Below are 13911 nucleotides of genomic sequence, written 5' to 3' on the forward strand. Positions count from 1 at the left end.
CGATGCCAGTTTTGTTTAATTAGATTTAACATATTTCACTCAAAAATGTCCATGCCTCCGCAAAATCCTTTATCTCTTCCGACCTTCCTAGATAGTCGCGATTTTCATGGTCAACCCGTCTGTACATTTCCCAATCCCAGTCCGCTTTTTCCGCTGCACTCAGCTCTCGGTACTGGATGTTTAGTCCTTTGCCGCGTCCATTGTAACGGGCTTTTTCAGCCAACCGTTTGGCCAATCGATAGCCTGTCGCTTGCAGTTGTTCGTCCTGGCTGTTTTTGAAATGGCGAAAATCGATATTAAACTTCAACCCCAACTCCCCCGGCAATCGATGCTCAATCGGAAAACTGGCATCGAAATCGACCCAACCGAGATGAATCCGGATCGGCACACCGTACTTCGTCGGCATATCGACAATGAACGCTTTCGTATTGGACTTGTACCGGCCATCCCAGTTAAGCAAGCGCAGCTGATCGAGACAGGAGAGATAAAGCGGTTGAATTTGCGGAGCCAAATAGAGACCGACCGTCTCTGGCGTCGGTTTTACCCGTCTCTTCTCGTGAACCAGCTCCGTCCAACTTTTTGCCTGCGCACCGTAATCGTTGTCCGTCACAGCGGCGAATCGATCTCCGGTCATTACGGCGGTCGCCTGGAATTGTTCCGCTCTTCCTTCGACTACGATATAGCCGTACGGTTTATCGTCAGCGGGCCGTCCCTCCCAAACATCTTTGCGAAACGTGTCGGCCATGACTGCGCTGATGACCGTTTCGTTGGCAATCTGTTTCATCGTCTGATTGTACAGCCAACTGCCCATCGCTCGATCCATCCCTTGATGATCAGCCCAGCTGCAAAAAGCTTCCAGCAAACTGTCGCAGTCGGGAGACAAAAACGGATGCGCCAATCCCAGCTCTCCTTTATTCAATAAAAAGCGTCTCGTTTTCAGCGAGACTTCCTCAGGCGTTCGCCGGGCAAGCCCTCTTCGATAATTGACAATCTGGTTTTCCCAGATTAGAGGAGACAATTCGGGATTGGCGCTTTGTTTCGCTTCGATCAGCCAGACATTTCCCGTCTCGTCCGTTGCCAGCAAATCGATCGCTCCCGTATAACCTTTTTTCCCGCCTTCGGGCAACCACAATTCATGTCCCCAAACGAACAGTGAGAGAGCTTGGCCACTGGCCAGGCACAGTTTGCGCTTGTGCGTATAGCGGATAAATTCTGTTACCAAATGCTGTTCATTGGCGTATTCGCAAATCATCATGTCGATAACCACCCTTTTTCGGCAGAATTTTTGTTAACTCGAATGTACCGCGCATTTAGGCACTATTTTGTCAGATTGAAAAATTTTTGCGCATCTCTTCGAGTTCTTCCCGTAATTCTTCCCGCAAAGAAAGCGGTTCGACTACTTGTACTTCCCGCCCCATACCGAGAATCCAGCGCTTCACGTCTTCTTTCCCTTTCAATCGAGCGGTAAAGATTACCCCTTCACCGCTGGGACAAGGTTCAATGCCGTATTCGCCCCCCCAAGTTTGCTCGAAAATGGCTCGCGCTTCCCAGCCGATCAAGCGCAGTTTGAGGTCGATCACCTCGTCGTCAGACACGCCAATCCGGCCGGAAATATCCGCCAGCGGATCGTAGGAATGCAGCCGCTCAAACGACTCAGGCAAGTTCTCCAGTTGGCCAATCCGGTTTAATTTGAACGTCAACAGTCGGTTGCTGTTTTCGCAAAATGCCCGTACATACGTAACATGCTGATGCTTCCAGATCGCATAAGGTTGAATCAATCGCCAGCTTGGCTTGCGACTGACGGGATGATAATACACTTTCAGCTTGTGCCGTGCCAACACCGCTTGGTATATCTGCCAATAATGGTTCTTGTCTGTGTCCGACAGCTTTTCCATCGGCCCCATCCGGAACATGACATGGCGGTCATCACCGTTGTAGCCAAGCGTATTCATCAAGCTGGCCGTCTGAAAAATTTTCGCAAACGACTGGTCGATCTCCTCGAGATAGTCGGCTTTGTTGGCGGCGAGCTCATTTCGAGCCAAGTACAACGCCAACTGCTCCTCCCGGGTAAGGCCGATGAGCGGCATCAGCCGATGGTATTGCGATTGACGGGTCAGGAAATATCCGCCGTACCGGCCTCGTTTTGTCCCGATTTCCCAGCCTTCATCCTGTAAAATCCGGATGTACTCGCGGATGATGCGCGGTTTGAGTTCCAGATGTTTGCTTAAAGCTTCCACCCCGATCGGATTTTGTTCGGAATGGTTTTTTAAGATCATCCAAAGCTTCAGCATGCTACCGAGCCGGCCCATCGGATGCCTCCGCCGAAACCGCTGCCGTTTGGTTCACTTGTTCCGGTTCCGGCAGCAGCAGATTGAGCAGAAAAGCGCCGATCAGCAACAGGATGGACGCCATAAAAGAGAGCTGGTAACTTCCCGTCTGACTGTACAAGACTCCGGGCAAATAGGCGCCCAATGCCGAGCCAAGCTGGTGGCTGAGGAACAACCAGCCGAGAATGAAGCCGATCGAATACCGTTTGAAATATTGTGTCGCCAACAATTGGGTCGGCGCGACCGTGGCAAAATCAACCAAGCCAAACAGAACGGAAAATGCCAACAGCAAGAGCGGTTCGTGACTGTATATTAGGATGACAATCGAGATCGCCCGTGTTCCATACAACAAACAGAGCAATTTTTTGCTGCTCCAGCGGTCGGCGACGATTCCCGAAATCAGAATGCCAACGATATTGCAGCCGGCGAGCAAACTGACGGCAGCGCTGGTTACTTCCGTGGAAAAGCCATGATCGTGCGAAATGGGGATCAGATGCGTATCCATCAAGCCGGTCGTCGTAATGCCGCAAACAAAAAACGGAAGCAGCAGGAACCAAAACTGCCTCATCCGCAAAACGCGCCATGCCGGAACAGTTTCCGTCCGCGCTGCCGTTCCTTTTTCCGGCGATTCCTCGGTTCCATCCGCTCGTCGTCTCGCCGCTGCTTCCTCTGCTCCCAACGGCTGCAAGCGCTTTTCCGCCGGTTTGTTGCGCAGCCAAAGCAGAACAACCGGAAACACAAGCACCAGCAGGAATAGGCCCTGAACCAGCACGGCCTGTTTCCAGCCAAACCAATCGATAAAAAAAAGCGAAGCTGGCACGAGCAGCATTTGCCCAACGCCAACCCCCGCTTCCATTATCCCGAAAGCAAGTCCTCTTTTCGTCTGAAACCAGTTGGTAATGATCACCGTCGCGGCGACATTGGACGCCCCGCCAACACCGAGCGAAGCGATCACTGCATAAAGCGCAAACAACTGCCAGGAGGAGGTGGCGAAGCGGGTCAACAAGATGCCCAGCCCGACGAGCAAGATGCTAACCGACAGAATTTTGCGAACTCCGTATCGATCGATCAGTCTCCCGACAACAGGCTGCGACACCCCGTAGATGATAAAGCTCCCCATGGAAAGGAGCGAGATCGTTGCGCGGTCAACCGAGAACTCCTCTTCCCAAGGCTGGATAAAAGCTCCGAAAGAAAGCCGGACCCCTTGGACCGCCAATAAAGCCAAAAATGTCAAAAACAGGGCCACCCATGCGTAGTGGATCGTTTTGTTCATTGCTGTCTCCCATCCTTTTTCTCACAGCGGGGACACAATTCGCTCCCCGCCATCCGTGTTACATGTAAAATACGCTCTCTCCATGGGAAACCCTCTTTTGCGTGCAGGCTGTATTGATGACAGAGGCTGCTTTGACGTGTCCGGTATATATTCTTTTTCCTTGCTCTTTAAGGCGTCGGCGTAATCGTTACGGTCTTGAGGGTTGTAAAAAATTCGACCGCGGCTTGCCCTTGTTCGCGAGAGAGAGAGCTGGAGTCTTTCATCCCCCCGAACGCTGCCTGCGGTTCCACGCCGGCCGTTTCGCCGTTTACTTTTACCATGCCGACGTCAATTTTTTCGACGAAAGCAAGCGCCTTGGCCAAATCCCGGGTAAACAACGATGCCGCCAGGCCAAAGCGGGTAGCATTGGCTTGTTCCACCGCCTCTTCAAAACTGTCGACCTTGATCAAGCACAAAACCGGGCCAAAAATTTCTTCCTGGGCAATGACCATCTCGTTTTTGACATTTTCAAATACGGTTGGCTGCACAAAGAACCCATGTTGATAGGGGCCTTCCTCCAGCGCCTTCCCGCCGTATAGCAGAGCGGCCCCCTCTCTTTTCCCTTGTTCGATGTAGCTGATGACCTTTTCGAACTGTTTTTGCGATGCCAACGGTCCCATGTAGACGCCTTCCTCCAGTCCGGAGCCGACTTTGATCGCTTGCACTTTCGCCAACACTTTTTGCTTGAATGGCTCATAAACGGAACGATGCACAAAGCAACGACTCGTCGCCGTGCATTTTTGGCCGGTGTGCTTCATCGCCCCGCTTACCGTCAGTTCGGCCGCCAACTCCAAATCGGCGTCTTCCAGCACGATCACCGGATTTTTCCCGCCCATTTCCAGCTGGAATTTTGCTCCGCGCGCAGCCGCTTCCGCCGCCACTTGTTTGCCCACCTGATTGGAACCGGTAAAGGTGATCGCCTGAACTCCGTGATGCCGGACAATTGCCGCTCCCGCTGTCGTGCCCGAACCATGCACCAGATTCAAAACTCCTGCCGGCAGTTGTGCATCGGCGAAAACTTCGACGATTTTTGCGGCGGTAATGGAGGTTTCCGCCGCGGGCTTAAACACAACCGTATTGCCGTAGATCAAGGCGGGGGCCATTTTCCAAAGCGGGATGGCAATGGGGAAATTCCACGGTGAAATCACCCCGACCACACCGAGCGGCACCCGTTGCGTATACAGCAGATTCCGCCGGTCGGCCGATGGAATGACGTCCCCCTCTTTTCTTGAGCCTTCTTGCGAATAGTAGCGGAGAATCGCGACCCCTCTCAACACTTCCCCTCTTGTTTCGGCCAACGTTTTGCCCATTTCTTTGGTTGCGGTTAGCGCAATTTCCTCGACCCGTTGCTCCAGCAAGTCGGCTGCCCGGTGCAGAAATTGCCCTCTGCTGATCGGAGAAAGCGCCTTCCATTGAAGAAAGGCGTCCTTTGCCGCTGCGACGGCCCGATCGACGTCCGCTTCCGAAGAGTCCGGAAAAGTTCCGACTCGCTCATGTATGTTTGCGGGGTTTATACTATGTAAAACCACTCCGCTGCTCGATCCAACCCAATTGCCGTTGATATAGTTCAAAACGTTTTGACTCATGACAATCTGCCACCTCCTGTTACCTATCTTATGAGTGAGACTTGGCGTTTAGCAGACGAGTTTTCACGCGCGAAGGACGGCTGCTGGATCAGCCGTGGATAGCCTGGCCGGTGGCGTTGTGCACAGCCTCCAGCAGCGCTTCCGACAGGGTCGGGTGGGCAGCCATACCGTTTTCCAGCGCATCGGTGGTCATCTCCGCATGCAGCATGAGCGCTGCTTGGCCAATCAACTCCGTCGCGCGCGGGCCGACAACCGACAGACCGACGATTTCATGGAACTTGGGCTCGACAATTACTTTGACTTTGCCGACCGGTTCGTCAAGAATCAGCGCTTTTCCATTCGCCGAGAACGGAAACTCGCCAATCCGGACGTCTCCATGCTTCGCTCTGGCTTGTGTTTCGGTAAGCCCGACACTGGCGATCTCCGGTGCGGTATAAATACAGCGGGGAACGGCGTGATATGCCGCCGTCTTCTTTTGGCCGCAAGCATTGCGCGCAGCCACTTCTCCTTCGTGGAACGCAACATGGGCCAACTGGATCCCGCCAATCACATCCCCGCAAGCATAAATATGGGGAACCGTTGTCTGCATCTGTCCGTTGACCTCGATTCCGCGCGCCGAATATTGTACGCCGATCCGTTCCAGTCCGAGTTCGTTTACGCGCGGTTTACGGCCGATGGCGACGAGAACTTGCTCGGCGCGTAGTTCGACCATCCCGCTGTTCGTCTGCAGCACAGCCGCCTTCGCCGCGTTATCCAAACGGCTGAGCGCCGTTCCGGTATAAATGGTGACGCCCGCCGCACTCAGCTGTCCTGCTAACAGATCGGCGATGTCGCGGTCTTCGCCCGGCAAAATTTGTTCCGCCATTTCAACAATCGTCACCTTCGTTCCCAAACGGCTGTATATGCTGGCAAACTCGCAACCGATCACTCCGCCGCCGATAATCAGCAGCGACGTTGGGATGGCCGGCAATGACATGGCCTGGCTGCTGTCGATGACCCATTGCCCGTCAAACGGGGCAAAGGGCAGCTCGGCCGGTTGGGAACCTGTGGCAATAATCATTCGGTCAGCGATAAGCTCCTGCTCGCCGTCCGGTTGCTTCACCTGCAAGCGATTGTCTGTCAGGAAGGTTGCCTTGCCCTTGATGACCTGCACTTTGTTTTTTTTCATCAGGTAGGTCACCCCAAGGACAAGTTTGCTCATCACCTTGTTTTTGTACTGCTGAACGCCTGGCCAATTGACCGTCACGCCTTCGGAGGCGACCGTAATCCCGAAAGCTGCGGCCTGCTTCACCTTTGCATACGTTTCCGCGCTCTCCAAAAGCGCCTTCGTCGGGATGCATCCTTCATTCAGACAGGTGCCTCCCAATTGCTGACTTTCGATCAATGTCACCTGCTCGCCAAGGCGAGCAGCCGTGATCGCCGCCACATAACCGGCTGGTCCTCCGCCAATAATCGCTACAGTTCCCACGGTTCTCCTCCTTACAGCAACAGACTATACGGATTTTCCAAAGACTCCTTGACGCCGGCCAAAAATTGCGCGGCGGGCGCTCCATCCAGCACGCGGTGATCGAACGTCAAGCTGAGCGGCAGCAGACTGCGGCGTTGCAACTCCTCTCCGCGGTAAACGGGAACTGCCTCGACAGCGCCAACGCCCAAAATTCCGGTTTCCGGCGGATTCAGAATAGGCGTAAAATATTCCACACCAAATTGGCCCAAATTGCTGATCGTAAAGGTCGACCCTTTCATCTCCTCACCCGTCAACTGCTGGCTGCGGGCGCGCTCGCTCAGCGCTTTCAGCGCCTTGGACAAATCAAGCAGGCTGAGCCGCTCGGCGTAGCGGATTACCGGGACAACCAATCCTTTCTCAAGGGCGACAGCGATCCCCAAATGAACGTGGCCATATGTTTCAATCCGCGCTTCTGCGCCATCCGTCAAATAGGCGCTGTTCATCTGTTTGTGTTTTTTCAGCGACAGAACAACCGCTCGGGCAATAAAGTCGGTCAAGGTAAGCTTGCCTTCCTGCCGTTTTTGCAGTTCGCTCGCCAGTTGCTGTTGCCATAATAACAGCTCGGTTACGTCCGCCTTCGCTGTCATCGTCAATTGGGCGCTCTGCCGCAAGCTGTCCAGCATCCTGGCAGCAATCACCTTGCGCATCCCTACCACCTGACTGCTCTCGACCGCTCCCGGGTCAAAAAGCGCATCGGCGCCAGCGGCGGAAGGAGCACCAGCACCCGAAGCAGGCGGTTCACCCGCAACAGCCGCCCGGTTTTCCAGCGCCTTTTCCACGTCTTCCTTCGTTATGCGTCCTTGTGGCCCCGTGCCGGTGAGGGAGTCAAGCGACAGTCCGGCCTCCTCCGCCATTTTTTTGGCGACCGGCGAAATCTTCACATGACTGCCTCTTGCCGCCGGTGCCGACGTTGCCGGCGTTGCTTGCTCACTTGTAACCGGCGGCGTTGCTGCCTGCTCCTTCGCTGGTTCCGCCACAGCGGCAGGCGCAGCTTCGATCTTCTCTCCATCCTGTCCGATGTAGCCGAGCACCGTTCCGTAGGGGACGGCTTCTCCTTCCGCGACAGTGATGGCCAGCAATTTGCCATCCGCCGACGCCTCGACCTCCATTTCGATTTTTTCCGAACTGATTTCGACGACCACCTCGCCTTTGGCAATCTGCTCGCCGACCTGTTTTCTCCAGCGAAGCACGGTTCCTTCCACCATCGACATTCCCAGTTTGGGCATGATCACTTCCGCTGCCATCTATGCAACCCCTCCTTGGTTGTTCTTGCAGGACACCCCTCCGGGCAATGGGGAGGAGTGCCCCTGTTGTTTTTTAGGAAACGGCGAGAATCGACTCGTCACCGAGCAATTCGGAGACAACCTCGACCACTTTTTTCGGGCTGGGCAAATAGAGATCTTCCAACGGCGGCGAGAACGGCACAGGGGTATGCGGAGCGGTAATCCGTTTGATCGGCGCATCAAGCGTATCAAATCCTTTGTCGGCAACGAGCGCGGCGATGTCGGTGGCGATGCTGCACCGCGGATTGGCTTCGTCGATGACGATCAGGCGGTTGGTCTTGGCGACGGAAGCCAGAATCGTCTCTTCATCCAGCGGCGATAAACTGCGCGGGTCAACCACTTCCACTTCAATGCCTTTTTTCGCCAGCAGCTCGGCGGCTTGCAAGGCGGTTTGCACCTGCTTGCCGATCGCCACGATCGTCAAATCCGTACCGGAACGTTTGATGTCGGCTTTGCCCAGCGGAATCGTGTAATGCCCTTCCGGCACTTCGCCGGTCATGTTGTACAGCGTCTTGTCTTCAAAGAAAATGACAGGATCATTGTCGGCGATCGCGGTCAGCAGCAAGCCTTTGGCATCGTACGGCGTAGAGGGAACAACGACTTTGATTCCGGGAAGGTGGGTGAAGAGAGCGTACAAACTTTGCGAATGTTGCGCCGCAGCGCGGAACCCGGCACCATGCATCGTGCGAATCGTAATCGGCACTTGTGCCTTGCCGCCGAACATATAGCGGAATTTCGCTCCTTGGTTCATGACCTGGTCAAGGCAGCTGCCGATAAAGTCGTTAAACATCAGCTCGGCAATCGGCCGTAACCCGGTAGCCGCTGCGGCCATCGCCGCCCCGACATAACCCGCTTCGGTGATCGGCGTATCGAGCACGCGGTCGCGGCCGAATTCCTGAACCAATCCTTTGGTTACGCCAAGCACTCCGCCCCACGCTTCATCATCCTGCAAATGATCGACCTGCGCGCCCCCGGCGACGTCTTCTCCCAGCAAAATCACATTTTCGTCTTGCCGCATCGCGATCTGCATCGCTTCATTGATCGCTTTGGAAAAACTGATTGTTCGCGCCATACCTGCTCCCCCCTTTGATTAATAAGAAACATATACATCGGTCAGCAATTCATTCTCGTCCGGGAACGGACTTTGCTCCGCAAACTGGATAGCCGCCTGAATCGCCTGTTCCACTGTTTCTTCCAGCTGGGTCAGTTCGCTTTCGCTCAAGAGCTGCTGCCCGCTCAAATAATCGCGGAACATTTTGATCGCATCTTGCTCTTGCAAATGTTTTTGCTTGTCGCTTTCTTTTTTATATTTCTGCGCGTCCCCTTCAAAATGTCCGTAGTTGCGGTAGGTGATGCATTCAATCAACGTTGGCCCTTCGCCTCTCCGCGCTCGGTTCACCGCTTCTTCGGCAACGCGGTACACTTCCAAGATGTTTTTGCCGTCCACCGTTACGCCGGGGATATTGTAACCGCTTGCACGATCGGCGATATTCGTACAGCTTGAGGCATAGGTAAACGGGGTCGCTTCTGCGTAGCCATTGTTCTCGGCCACGAAAATAACCGGCAGCTTCCAAATGGCCGCCAAGTTGATTCCTTCGTGGAACGTGCCTTGATTGTTCGCGCCATCGCCAAAGAAACAGACGCTTACCCCCTGGGTCTTTTTCAGCTTGGCGGTCAACGCCGCACCGCAGGCTAGAGGAAAGCCGCCGCCAACAATTCCGTTCGCGCCCAGCATCCCTTTATCCAGATCGGCGATATGCATCGAGCCGCCTTTTCCTTTGCACAGCCCTGTAGCCTTTCCGTAAATTTCCGCCATCATGCCATTCAAGTCACAGCCTTTGGCAATGCAATGCCCGTGCCCGCGGTGCGTGCTGGCAATCGTGTCTTTCTTCTCCAGATGGGCCCCGACGCCGACCGCGATCGCTTCCTCCCCGGCATACAAATGGACAAACCCCGGCAATTTTCCCTGGGCAAACAAGTCATGCACTGCGTCTTCAAACTTGCGGATCTCCAGCATCTTTTGATACATCCATCTCGCTTTGTCCGGTGTCAGCACCTTGTCTGCTTGTTCGCTTACCTTCATGTTCATGCCTCCCATCTTTCCGTTACTATCCCATCGGTCTGGCGACATCGCTCATCCCGCTTATTTTCCAATCGCTGTCCACCCGCCCCCCTTTCCCTTCTCTCTTTTAGCTCTTTAAGCAAGGGATATGCCAACACGGCTAACGTCGCATCCGCCTGAAAAAACTCGCGCTTTCCAAAGTGTGCCAAAACCGGTCAGCAAGACAAAATGAGACGCATCCCGAATCGTCTCATTTTGTCTCAAAACAAAAAAGCCGCAAATAAACAAGCCATCCGTGCGTATACACCGATGGCTGCCGTTATTGCCTAAAATCAGCTGGGCAACGGGTATCTTGCCCGATATTCATTTACCATTCGCTGTGTCTGTTCCAGTGTCTCCCGCGCGGCGAACTCGCCCTCGATCAGCTGTCCACGGCGCCGCAGCTGCTGTTTGAGCAACCCGATGAACGACGCTGCGCTCATCTTTCCGATCAGCTCAGACAGACTGGCCATGCGGGCGCACTGGACACGGGGGAATCCGCTTTGCGCCCGATCTTTGGCGGCGTGCTGATAAAACTGTGTGACCAGCCTTCCCCTTTCTTCCCCGCTTCCTTCCACCAGCACAAACGCCTGGATAATCACCGCCCTCGTTTGCCTTCTTTGGGCAATCCCGCAAAACTTTTTGCCATCCAGACTAAGGTCATATTCTCCCGGACAGTAGGCGCCGCTTACCTCACCAGTCTCAATCCTGTCCGTACACGTTGCCAGGCTGTGCCGAATCAAATCCGCCATCAGCACAAAATGGCGCTGTATATCGAGTTCCCCCGGCCGAGTGGGCAAGATCAAGGAAAGGTTCACGACACCGCAATCGAGCGGAACAGCCGCGCCGCCTGAATTGCGGATACTGACCTGATACCCTTGCCCGCGCAGCCAGCTGATGGCAGCTCCGGCATACGGCAGTTTGCCATCTCGTGCTCCCAGGACAAAAGCTCGTTCATGTCTCCACAGATGAACGGCCGGTTCCAGCCGCCCTTCTCCAACCTGCTTTCCGTATGCTTCATCGAAGGCAAACGGCAGCATGATCGCTTCGCACGTCCGGGAGGTGCGGTCCAGCAAGCGAAGCCGCGCCGGTACATTTGCACTGTCCATCTCTGCTCCTTTCCGCGCTGCGCTAGAGGCGATATTTTTGCAGTTTTCGGTAAAACGTACTGCGGGGAATACCCAGCAGTTTCGCCGCAGCGGAAGCGCTTCCATTTGTCTTGTGCAAAGCCTGAACAATCGATTGCTTTTCGAGCTGTTCGCGATAAGACCATGATTCCTCCCGGCTGGAGCTCCGTCCATCCCACTCGGTCGTTGCCGCTGTGGCAGCTAGCAGGCCAAAATCGCCGCCAAACAGCTCGGGCAGCAGCAGGGGAATCTCCTCTTCAGTCATGACGCTGAGCCGCTCCAGTACGTTAAACAGCTCCCTGACGTTTCCTGGCCAATCATAATGCATAAACTGATCGATCAGCTCAGGAAACATCGGCACATCGAGATTGTTTTTTTGGCAGTAGTAGCGAACAAGATGAGGGATGTCTTCTTTTCGTTCGCGCAAAGGTGGAATAGAGAGAGGATAAACGTGGAGTCGGTAAAAAAGGTCTTCGCGAAACGTTCCTTCCTTGACCATTTGGCTCATATCCCGATGCGTTGCGCTAATAATCCGGAGTTGAACCGGGATCTCCGCAGAACTGCCGATCGGCGTAACCTTTCTTTCCTGTAATACGCGCAGCAAGGCGACTTGCATCTGCGGCGGAATTTCGCCAATCTCGTCGAGAAACAAGGTGCCGCCGTTCGCTTGCACCAGCTTTCCTTTGTAGCCGTGACGACGCGCACCCGTAAAAGCCCCTTCCGCGTAGCCAAACAGCTCGCTTTCAATCAGTTCTTTCGGAATTGCGCCACAGTTTACGGCAATAAACGGGCCGTTATTGCACGGACTATTATCGTGGATGGCCCGGGCAACCAACTCTTTGCCCGTACCGCTCTCCCCCTTGAGAAAAACGTTGATGCTGCGCCGGGAAATGCGCTCAATCTGCTGTAAAACTTGCCGAAATACGCTGCTGACGCCGGTTTCTCCCCCAAAGCGAATCGGTTGCGCGGAAAAAGAGGCGGGAAGCAAACTGCGCCGGGAAGGTTCGCTGAGCATGATCGCGTACCCAAGAAGCCCTCCGTGCTGCCGGGAGTAGACAGGCGTTCGCTGCCGCTCTGCATATCCGTACTCACGCAAGAAATCCGGATACGTCCATCTTCCGGAGGATGGCGCCGTTTTTTCCCGAACAGCTTTGTTGGCCAGGACAATCTGCTGTCGTTCGTTGACAATCACGCCCGGAAACACCGTTTCCAGCTGTTCCCACGCCGTGCGAATCAGTTCCAGTTCATCTTGTTGCCGTCGTCTTTTCCATTCCTGTTCAACGGTATAGGCGAGCGTCGAAACGATCGCCAGCATATAGGGATGTGTCCGCTCGATCGGACAAGAGAGATCGACGATGCCGAGCAGCTGCCCTTGTTCATCGCGGATCGGCGAGGCCGAGCAGCTCCAGTGATGCGAGGCAACGGAGTAGTGTTCCGTCCCGATCACCATGACCGGCTCTCCTGCGTACAGGGCCGTCCCGATCGCATTGGTTCCCACTTCCTCCTCTGTCCAGCGCACACCTTCCACAAAATTGATCTCCCGGGCGCGCTGCAAAACAGGGCTTTGCCCGTTCATCGAGAGCACGTAGCCTTCCGGGTCAATCAGCAAGGCGAGCATCCCCGTATCCTCGATGAAGGAAGTCAGCTTGCGGACATGAGGCAAGGTAAGTTCGAGCCATTGCCGCGACTTCTGCTTTTGACTGTCAAAAGCCTTGCCGCTCAAGACGCTCCGCCCTGTTCCCGAATACGGGTTGACGACCGCCTGCTTGCAGCGAATCCACGACTCCGATATTCGCTTGTTCATGCGTGTCGAATCCAGCACACCCTCTTGCACAAAACGTTTCCACATGCTTGCAGAAAGCGTTTCGTTTAACAAGAAGCCACCCTCCCTTCGTATTCTCCTAAGTGCTTCGCCCGTTATCCCGTTTTTGTCTGACATAACCATATGTATGAGCGGATTTCCATTACATGCCGGGTTGAAATTCTCATCATCGTCTCCATGACGCAAACAACCGCATCGACCATTCGAGCTCCTTTACTGCAATGCCTGTTCTTTGTATGCGGCAGCCACAAACTCCCAATCTTTCAGAAAATAGCTCCATAGATTGGGACGACGGCGCACCGCCAACGGATGATAGGAAACGGCCGTTTTTACGCCGCGCGGTGAATGCCACGCTTGTCGAAGCGTTTTCACCTCGGCTTCCGGTTCTCCGAAGAAGGACTGAACCGCGACATTCCCCAGACAAACCACCATTTGCGGAGCCTTGCTGTCCAATTGCGCCAGCAAATGCTGCATGCAGATGGCCCGCGTCGCTGTCTTGTCGTAGGCCTTGGTGGGGCGGCGCTTTAAAATGTACGTGACGTATAAATCCTGCTGATCGAGTCCCGCCGCATACAGCGCCTTTTGCATCGTTTCCCTCGTTCCACAGAGGAGGGGCTGCCCTTCCCGATCTTCTCTGGCCCCCGGATTATCAAGGACGATCATAATCGGGGCTTGTGGATTTCCTTCGCCCCAAACCATTCTTGACCCGTGCTGGTAAAGCCCGCAATCTGTACAATTTTCCAAACCAGCCGGCGGTTGTTCCTCCAGCCAAATCGTCGGGCATTTTCCCTCCATGCTCATACACTCCTCCTGTTGGTTTTCTTTTCCTAGCATGGGAGAAAGGGC

At 54.6% G+C, this 13911-nt stretch carries 11 protein-coding genes; all 11 read right to left on the reverse strand.

Features of this window, described 5'->3' with window-relative positions; all coding sequences use genetic code 11:
• Window positions 1-25 precede the first annotated feature (25 nt).
• Window positions 26-1255, reverse strand: a complete 1230-nt coding sequence (locus tag JOD01_RS13505; RefSeq protein ID WP_204518860.1) for a hypothetical protein — start codon at window positions 1253-1255, stop codon at window positions 26-28.
• 70 nt (window positions 1256-1325) lie between these two features.
• Window positions 1326-2309: a helix-turn-helix transcriptional regulator gene (locus JOD01_RS13510; RefSeq protein ID WP_204518861.1), complete on the reverse strand. Its 984-nt coding sequence runs from the start codon at window positions 2307-2309 to the stop codon at window positions 1326-1328.
• Window positions 2293-3600: an MFS transporter gene (locus tag JOD01_RS13515; protein ID WP_204518862.1), complete on the reverse strand. Its 1308-nt coding sequence runs from the start codon at window positions 3598-3600 to the stop codon at window positions 2293-2295. Before JOD01_RS13515 ends, JOD01_RS13510 begins: the two co-directional genes overlap by 17 nt.
• 167 nt (window positions 3601-3767) lie before the next feature.
• On the reverse strand, window positions 3768-5225 hold the full coding sequence (gucD, locus tag JOD01_RS13520) for an alpha-ketoglutaric semialdehyde dehydrogenase GucD (protein WP_204518863.1): 1458 nt from the start codon (window positions 5223-5225) through the stop codon (window positions 3768-3770).
• Window positions 5226-5313: 88 nt separating this feature from the next.
• A complete protein-coding gene (gene lpdA, locus JOD01_RS13525; protein WP_204518864.1) occupies window positions 5314-6693 on the reverse strand; it encodes a dihydrolipoyl dehydrogenase in 1380 nt (459 codons plus the stop codon).
• Between the two features lie 11 nt (window positions 6694-6704).
• Window positions 6705-7976: a dihydrolipoamide acetyltransferase family protein gene (locus tag JOD01_RS13530; RefSeq protein ID WP_204518865.1), complete on the reverse strand. Its 1272-nt coding sequence runs from the start codon at window positions 7974-7976 to the stop codon at window positions 6705-6707.
• Window positions 7977-8049: 73 nt separating this feature from the next.
• Window positions 8050-9087 carry an alpha-ketoacid dehydrogenase subunit beta gene (locus tag JOD01_RS13535; RefSeq protein WP_204518866.1) on the reverse strand — a complete coding sequence of 346 codons (1038 nt, stop codon included), beginning with the start codon at window positions 9085-9087 and terminating at the stop codon, window positions 8050-8052.
• Window positions 9088-9105: 18 nt separating this feature from the next.
• A complete protein-coding gene (locus tag JOD01_RS13540; protein WP_204518867.1) occupies window positions 9106-10098 on the reverse strand; it encodes a thiamine pyrophosphate-dependent dehydrogenase E1 component subunit alpha in 993 nt (330 codons plus the stop codon).
• Between the two features lie 311 nt (window positions 10099-10409).
• Window positions 10410-11225, reverse strand: a complete 816-nt coding sequence (locus tag JOD01_RS13545) for a lipoate--protein ligase family protein (RefSeq protein ID WP_204518868.1) — start codon at window positions 11223-11225, stop codon at window positions 10410-10412.
• 22 nt (window positions 11226-11247) lie between these two features.
• On the reverse strand, window positions 11248-13119 hold the full coding sequence (locus tag JOD01_RS13550) for a sigma-54-dependent Fis family transcriptional regulator (protein ID WP_275581957.1): 1872 nt from the start codon (window positions 13117-13119) through the stop codon (window positions 11248-11250).
• Window positions 13120-13278: 159 nt separating this feature from the next.
• Window positions 13279-13866 carry a uracil-DNA glycosylase gene (locus JOD01_RS13555; protein ID WP_420829087.1) on the reverse strand — a complete coding sequence of 196 codons (588 nt, stop codon included), beginning with the start codon at window positions 13864-13866 and terminating at the stop codon, window positions 13279-13281.
• Window positions 13867-13911: the final 45 nt, after the last annotated feature.

This window comes from Brevibacillus fulvus, from assembly GCF_016908525.1.
GTDB classification, from domain to species: Bacteria; Bacillota; Bacilli; order Brevibacillales; family Brevibacillaceae; genus Brevibacillus_G; species Brevibacillus_G fulvus.

Excerpts from the sequence above, each read along its gene's own strand:
- JOD01_RS13505 (WP_204518860.1), bottom strand. The coding sequence starts at position 1,255 with ATGATGATTTGCGAATACGCCAATGAACAGCATTTGGTAACAGAATTT.
- JOD01_RS13510 (WP_204518861.1), bottom strand. The coding sequence starts at position 2,309 with ATGGGCCGGCTCGGTAGCATGCTGAAGCTTTGGATGATCTTAAAAAAC.
- JOD01_RS13515 (WP_204518862.1), bottom strand. The coding sequence starts at position 3,600 with ATGAACAAAACGATCCACTACGCATGGGTGGCCCTGTTTTTGACATTT.
- gucD (WP_204518863.1), bottom strand. The coding sequence starts at position 5,225 with ATGAGTCAAAACGTTTTGAACTATATCAACGGCAATTGGGTTGGATCG.
- JOD01_RS13530 (WP_204518865.1), bottom strand. The coding sequence starts at position 7,976 with ATGGCAGCGGAAGTGATCATGCCCAAACTGGGAATGTCGATGGTGGAA.
- JOD01_RS13535 (WP_204518866.1), bottom strand. The coding sequence starts at position 9,087 with ATGGCGCGAACAATCAGTTTTTCCAAAGCGATCAATGAAGCGATGCAG.
- JOD01_RS13540 (WP_204518867.1), bottom strand. The coding sequence starts at position 10,098 with ATGAAGGTAAGCGAACAAGCAGACAAGGTGCTGACACCGGACAAAGCG.
- JOD01_RS13545 (WP_204518868.1), bottom strand. The coding sequence starts at position 11,225 with ATGGACAGTGCAAATGTACCGGCGCGGCTTCGCTTGCTGGACCGCACC.
- JOD01_RS13555 (WP_420829087.1), bottom strand. The coding sequence starts at position 13,866 with ATGAGCATGGAGGGAAAATGCCCGACGATTTGGCTGGAGGAACAACCG.